At 43.9% G+C, this 6,472-nt stretch carries 2 protein-coding genes; both read right to left on the bottom strand.

Annotated features, from left to right (window positions below; genetic code table 11):
• Window positions 1-38 precede the first annotated feature (38 nt).
• A complete protein-coding gene (locus OQ5_RS0108115) occupies window positions 39-1,133 on the bottom strand; it encodes an efflux RND transporter periplasmic adaptor subunit (RefSeq protein WP_016777010.1) in 1,095 nt (364 codons plus the stop codon).
• 626 nt (window positions 1,134-1,759) lie between these two features.
• The gene (locus OQ5_RS0108110; protein WP_016777009.1) at window positions 1,760-6,085 is read right to left on the bottom strand and encodes a CusA/CzcA family heavy metal efflux RND transporter; all 4,326 of its coding nucleotides are present in this window, start codon (window positions 6,083-6,085) and stop codon (window positions 1,760-1,762) included.
• Between the last annotated feature and the right edge of the window lie 387 nt (window positions 6,086-6,472).

Here is a 6,472-nt window from a genome sequence, read left to right as displayed (position 1 = left end):
CGTAACAGATAATTTATGAATAATACAGGTTAACTTCATTATTCAGTTATCAAAGTAAAAGCGCCTTTACTTAAAAACCGGGCATCGGGATCAAAATGTTCATAATTACCCACGCCAACCTGCTCTTCTTCAAGCGAAGCAGCTTTAATTTCGACTCTTTTCAACAGAAAAGAGGTGTCGTTTTCTCCAATTTTCAAAAGGGCATAGGTTTTCCCTTCAAGGTCAACAACAGCTTCACGAGGCAAAATATACATTTGTTGTGGATTTTTCTGAATCACCGCATCCACGTACATACCGGGTAGAAGAGTGCCATCATTTTCCGCTACTTCAGCCTGAACGGAAATACTCCTGCTTTCATCATCCACTTTATGGGAAATAGACCTGAGGGTTCCGGAAATACTACCAGATGTATTTCCAGCAGGATAAATATCAACACTCAGCCCTGTTTTGAGCCCGGTAAAATCCTTTTCGAAAACATTAAGTTCCACATAAACAGCCTTTGGGTCTGCTATTTGAAGAAGTTCGGTACCGGGGCTGACATACAACCCGTTAACTACATTCATGTCAGTAACATTCCCGGCTATTGGTGCAGTAATAACTACTGATGACACCAGGTCAGCATTGCCTGTTCTTTCAGTATCTACATTAATCAGATGCAGCTGCTTTTGCAACCCGGACCAACTGGCCAGGGCAGACTGGTAAAGACTCCTGGCTTCGAGAAAATCTTTTTCGGAAGCAATCTGGTCCTGAAACAAGCCCCGTTGCCGCTCAAAATCAGCCTTAAGAACAGGTAATCTGGCATCAACCTCCGCAAACCTTTGCTGAAGTTCAACAATAGCAGGCCCTTCCAGTTGCAATAACCTGTCGCCCTTTTTCACCCAGTCACCTTCCGAAACCAACACCTGCGAAACACGCCCTTCGACAATACCGGTTACCAAAGCCTGCTTATCGGGAAAAACTTTAACAACACCCGATACCCCCACCTTTTCTCCTGCTTCCACTTTGTTCATGGCGGAAAAAGCCAGACCGGAAGCCTCAAATTGCTCACGTGTTATCGTTACATTTTCTGCACTGTCAGAATTGTCATCAGGCGCCTGCTCCTCATTGGCAGGGCCACCGCAAGAAGAAAGCAACGCTATAAAAAAACCGGGAAAAGAATCGTTCGTTTCATCAGTATAAAATTAGTCTAAGTTATTGGTCTGATAGAACTCGCATGCAAGCATTCATTCGTATTCTTATCATGGTAAACCTATCTAGTGTCTGTCCATAAAGTACCATTTGCTGTGTTACGCTTGCCGCCAAAATACTCATTTACGAAAAATAAACTCCGTTTTTGGCGGCTTCGCAAGCCTTGCAAATGGAACTTTCTGAACAGACACACATATTGCAAAAAAATTTTGCGAGTTTATAGACACGCACTAAATATATTCTTTTGAACAGTGATATTTTGACAATTAATCATCACAGGTGCAGACTTTTTGAAAGATTTACCTGAAAAACCTTGCACTTTGAATGATGTTATTGGCTATAATTAATTTATTATTAATCTTTTAATTGTTTTTCAGCAGGCCCAGTTTATGCTCATTTCATCTCACATCTAAAAATCTAACAATCTATTGATTGTGCAATACTCCGTTAAACTTTTACAGATGTCTGTTAAGGTAGAGACGCCCAAATTGGGTGTCTCTACTCATTTAAAAACTTTGCGTCATCGCGTCTCCGCGTTTAGATTTTTTTAACTGACTATTGTCTATAACAACTACCATGTAAAAAAATTGATTTCCAATACCGTCTCATTATACTGTCGGAGGCTTTCAAGATGATCAAGCATCATACGCCTTGCCTGGTCAACTGATGTAACATATTCCGGCATACTGATTTCTCCGCTCTGATAAGATTTCCGGGCCGTTTTCATAATTTCACCGGCGAGTTCATCACCGCTTGTTTCATAAACATCGAGTGCGTGTGCATGCTTTCTCAATCGGGCATTCAACTCATTTAATCGTCCGTAAAGACGTTGCTGAATCTCAGCAGATTTTTCCCTGGCAGCCTCCCATTCTATCCTGCTTGCTTTAACCCGCGAACTCTGGCTCCCGAAAAATAAGGGAACAGCAAGTCCGACTTCAAATCCCTTGTATATCTCAGCATCTGCATAATCATTGGTTCCCTGAAAATAGCCCAGACTTATATCGGGTAACCAATTGAGTTTTTCAACGGTCAATTGTCGTCTGGTCCACTCTTCCGAAGCTTTTTGCAATTCATACACAGGACTTTGATTATTCATCGCGGTATCTAACTGAAGGCGGGGAAGTGAATCAAGAGTCACTGCAACATCTTCCTCTGTCTGAAGCAAAACTTTCAGTCGGTTCATAGTCATTACCTGTTCCTCGCGTGTGCGCATCAGTTCAAGGTGCACCTCATCTCTTTGAGACCTTGCCATGAGCAGGTCTAATCGTTTTATCTCACCGGCATCCAACTGTTGCCGGGCTGCACCGGAATAAGCGGAATAAAGTGAATCCAGCTTATAGAAATGTTTCTCCATACAATTCAGGCAAACCAGATTGTAATAAGCCAGTAAAACTTCCTTTGTCAGGGTTCTTTCATTGATTTTATGTTGCCACCGTCCCACTTCAGCACCGGCTTCCAATTCTTTTTTCCGGGCCGGGTATATCAGGGGAAATCTAAAATCCTGAGATACGCCCCAAACTGTAATGGGATGTTCATTGGCAGCGATGTTATTCTCATCATAATTAACAAAAACCCCTGTTCTGTCAATATCCCATGCCGTTCCCTTCATGGCTTCAAGGGCCTCTGTCTTCAGCTTTGACGCTTTAATCCCTGAATTGTTCTCAAGCGCAATACGAACTGCTTCATCCGGCGATAGAGTCTGTTGGGCATCTAACCCCAAAGGAATAAACAAAAGAGCAAGCACCGCCAGCCAGTCGGGCATAAGTAATCGTCGCCGCTTTTGTTTATCTTCCATCAAACAATACAATACCGGCAAAACAACAAGCGTCAAAAGTGTTGCAGTAACCAGTCCGCCGACAACAACAGTAGCCAGGGGACGCTGAACTTCGGCACCAGCCCCGGTTGAAAATGCCATGGGTAAAAAACCAAAAGCAGTTGATGTAGCTGTAAGCAGAACCGGCCTTAATCTTTGACGGGCCCCTTTAAGTACGCGCTCACGTAAATTGTTCATTCCCATTTTTTTTAATTCTGAATAATGTTCTATCAATACTATACCATTTAATACCGATACTCCGAACAACGCAATAAAACCAACCCCGGCCGAAATGGAAAAAGGCATACCCCGAAACCACAACAGCAACACTCCTCCGACGGCTGACAGGGGAATTGCAGAAAAAACAAGTATAGCAGGCCGAATGTTCCCGAATGCAAAATGAAGCATAATAAAGATCAGGATAAGCGCGATGGGAACCACTACCATCAAACGTTTCCGCGCACTGTCGAGGTTCTCGAACTGTCCTCCGTATTCAACGTAATAACCGGGAAGTAAATCGACTTCCTCGCTGATTAGCTTCCGGGCATCCTCAACTACCGATTCAAGGTCGCGCCCACGTACATTAATTCCTACCACTATTCGCCTCCGGGTATCGTCTCTCGATATCTGTGCCGGCCCTTTTGTCATTTCAATGTTTGCCACCTCTTTTAACGGAATGCGACCGCCGCCGGGTAAGTCAACCGTCAGATTTCTCAGGTTCTCCAACGATTTTCGCGAATTTTCGCTGAACCGGACAACAAGATCGAAACGGCGTTCCCCTTCGAAAACAGTACCGCCTGTTGCCCCGGCAAATGCAGTACTTACCAGACGGTTAATATCCGCGATATTTAATCCCAATGATGCTATTTTTCGACGTTTATAATTGACCAGCATTTCGGGAAGTCCGGCCGTTTTTTCCAGTACTACGTCGGCAGCACCGGGAACATCCTCCATCAACGCTTTAATCTGCCGGCCTTTTCTATTCAGCTCATCCAAATCGTCACCAAAAACTTTTATGGCCAAATCGGCCCTTACACCCGTAATAAGCTCATTGAAACGCATCTCAATAGGTTGTGTGAATTCCAGCTCAATACCGGGAATCCGGCTCATTATTTTTTCTTTGTATTTATTAACCAGTTCATCTTTGGTACCGGCAGTAACCCACTCGCTTTTTCTTTTTAGTGTAACAATAACATCGGTCTCCTCCATCGACATGGGATCGGTAGGTACCTCGGCCGCGCCTATGCGGCTGACTACCTGACGGGTTTCGGGAAAAGATTTGACAATTTTCTCAATACGGGTCATGGTTTCAATGGTCTCCCCAAGACTGGTTCCTGTTTTCAGCACGGGTTGTATCACAAAGTCTCCCTCATCCAGAGTAGGAACAAATTCAGCACCCATCCGGTTAAAAATAAAACCTGCCCCAACAAGTAAAGCAAGCGCCATCAAAATTACAGCCTTTTTATGAGAAAGCGCCCAATCGATGGTCGGGGCATAGAGTTTACTCAGAAAATCCATCAAACGATCGGAAATCGTTCTTTTATCAAGAGATGAAGATTTAATAAACAGCGCAGAGACGGCGGGTACAAAAGTGAACCCGAAAATCATGGCACCAATTAAAGCAAAACTGAAGGTCAATGCCATAGGTCTGAACATTTTACCTTCTACACCACTTAATGCCAGAATGGGAATCAGAACTATGATAATAATGATCTGACCAAAAACGGCAGATTTCATCATTTTGGTGGCTCCTTCGATTGAAAGAGAATCACGTGCATGGAGACGCTCCTGTTCCGAAAGTTTCAACAATCCGTTTCGGCGCACCCGTATCTTATAGCTAATATACTCAACGATAATAACTGCACCGTCGATAATGATACCAAAATCGATGGCCCCGAGACTCATCAGGTTGGCATCCACCCCGGAGAGGTACATTAACGAAAGGGCAAAGAGCAGGCTCAAAGGAATAATGGAGGCAACCACCAGTCCGGAACGCCAGCTTCCCAGCAACAGTACAACCACAAAAATTACGATCAACGCTCCCAAAATAAGGTTCTCGGCAATGGTGGTTGTTGTACGGCCGATAAGTTCACTACGTTCCAGGAAAGGATTGATGTATACACCTTCCGGAAGTGATTTCTGTACTTCGGCTACCCTGTCTTTTACCCGCTCAATAACTGCCTTGGGATTGGCTCCTTTCAGCATCATTACCTGCCCCATTACTTTTTCGCCTTCCCCGTTTCCAGTGATAGCCCCGAAACGATTGGCCTGACCGAAACGAACCTCTGCCACATCATCAACCAGAATAGGATTACCCTTTTCACCTCCCACAACGATATTCCGGATATCCTCCAGATTTTCGATCAAACCTTCAGCCCTGACAAAATAGCTTTGGCCTGCCCGCTCGATATAACTGCCGCCTGCTACACTGTTGTTATCCCGTACCGCTTTGAAAATTTGTTCCAATGTGACATTCATCGCCTTCATTCGTGAAGGATCGATGGCCACTTCGTATTGTTTCAGTTGCCCCCCCCAGGTATTGACCTCAACAACACCCTCTATTCCTGATAATTGACGCCTTACTATCCAGTCCTGAATCGAACGCAGTTCCATAGCTGAATAGCGATCCTCGTAACCGGGCTTTACTTCAAGGGTATATTGATATATCTCACCCAGTCCGGTAGAAACAGGCCCCATAAAAGGCTTCCCGAATCCTTCGGGAATATTTTCAGACGCCGACCCAATTTTTTCGGCAATCAACTGACGTGGGAGGTAGGTTCCCATGCTTTCATCAAAAACGATGGTTACCACAGAAAGTCCAAACTTCGAAACCGACCGTATTTCGCGGACACCAGGCAAATTTGCCATTTCCATTTCTACAGGATAAGTCAGAAATTTCTCAACATCCAGCGTGGAGAGATTCCGGGATGTAGTGATCACCTGTACCTGGTTATTGGTTACATCAGGGGTTGCCCCGATTGGCAGACGTGTTAAAGAGAAAATTCCAAAAGCAGCCACGGTAGCGGTAAACAAAAAAACCATTAGTTTGTGGCGGACACTGAAACGGACAATGGCTTCTATCATAAGGAAGTGATGTTTGAATTAGTGTCTGTTCATAAAGTACCATTTGCTGTGTTACACTTGCCGCCAAAATACTCATTTACGAAAAGTAAACTGCGTTTTTGGCGGCTTCGCAAGCCTTGCAACCGGCACTTTCTGAACAGACACATATATTGTGAAAATTTTTGCGAGTTTATAGACGAATACGAATTATGCACAATTTACAAATTTCACGATGAAATGTGAAAAATTGTTTTTGCTTTTTGACAGATGAAAGGTTAAAATCATTCGTTTTTTCAGTGTCTTCCCATAAAGTTAATAGTCAGTTAAAAAAGCCTAAACGCAGAGACGCAATGACGCAAAGTTTTTATTATGAGAGTAGAGACGCCCAAATTGGGCGTCTTTACCTTA

The sequence above is a fragment of the Anaerophaga thermohalophila str. Valhall genome (genome assembly GCF_000250735.1).
Taxonomy (GTDB): Bacteria; Bacteroidota; Bacteroidia; order Bacteroidales; family Marinilabiliaceae; genus Anaerophaga; species Anaerophaga thermohalophila_A.
The sequence above is the reverse complement of the archived record's forward strand: the minus strand, read 5'-3'. Positions and strand labels throughout refer to the sequence as shown.

What these genes read in the sequence shown, in the direction of transcription:
- OQ5_RS0108110 (WP_016777009.1), bottom strand. Translation starts at nt 6,085, where the DNA reads ATGATAGAAGCCATTGTCCGTTTCAGTGTCCGCCACAAACTAATGGTT.